Source organism: Streptomyces sp. MBT53, assembly GCF_016654115.1.
Taxonomy (GTDB): domain Bacteria; phylum Actinomycetota; class Actinomycetes; order Streptomycetales; family Streptomycetaceae; genus Streptomyces.
Genome location: NZ_JAEQAZ010000488.1, coordinates 1 through 573 on the forward strand (window position 1 = coordinate 1; position 573 = coordinate 573).

General features: G+C 71.7%; 1 protein-coding gene. It reads left to right on the forward strand.

Annotation, left to right across the window (positions count from 1 at the left end; translation table 11 throughout):
- Window positions 1–573, forward strand: a 573-nt coding sequence (locus JHN45_RS52410) for an MFS transporter (protein WP_201056572.1), incomplete at both ends; no start/stop codon positions are given.

Consider the following 573-nt stretch of genomic DNA (forward strand, 5'->3'; position numbering starts at 1 on the left):
ATCACGGCGACGGGGGCGGTGGCACTGGCGGCGATCGCGGTACTGGTGCCGGGCTGGGCGGGGCGGGTGAGCGGAGGTGCAGGCGGCCTGCGGGCCCAACTCCGCTCCTTCCGCTCGACCCAGGTATGGCTGACCCTGACGGCCACGGCCCTCGGCTACGGGGGCATGTTCGGCGCGTTCAGCTACCTCGCGTACACGTTCACCGAGGTCACGGGCTTCTCGACGACGGATGTCGCCTGGCTCCTGGTGGTCTACGGCACGGGCCTGGTCGTAGGCAACATCGCGGGCGGCCGGGGCGCGGACCACAACAGGGACGTAACGCTGATCGTCTCGCTGATCGGGCTGGCGGCGACGCTGACGGCCTTCGGCCTGCTGGCGAGCAGCCGCCCGGCGTCGGTGCTCCTGGTCTTCCTGCTGGGCGTCTTCGGCTTCGCGACGGTCCCCGGGATGATCACGAGGGTGACGGACGCGGCGGGAGGCGTACCACTGGCGGCCAGCGCGAACGTCTCCGCGTCGAACGTGGGGAACGCGGTGGGGGCGTGGCTGGGGGGCTTGGTGATCAGTGCGGGGTGG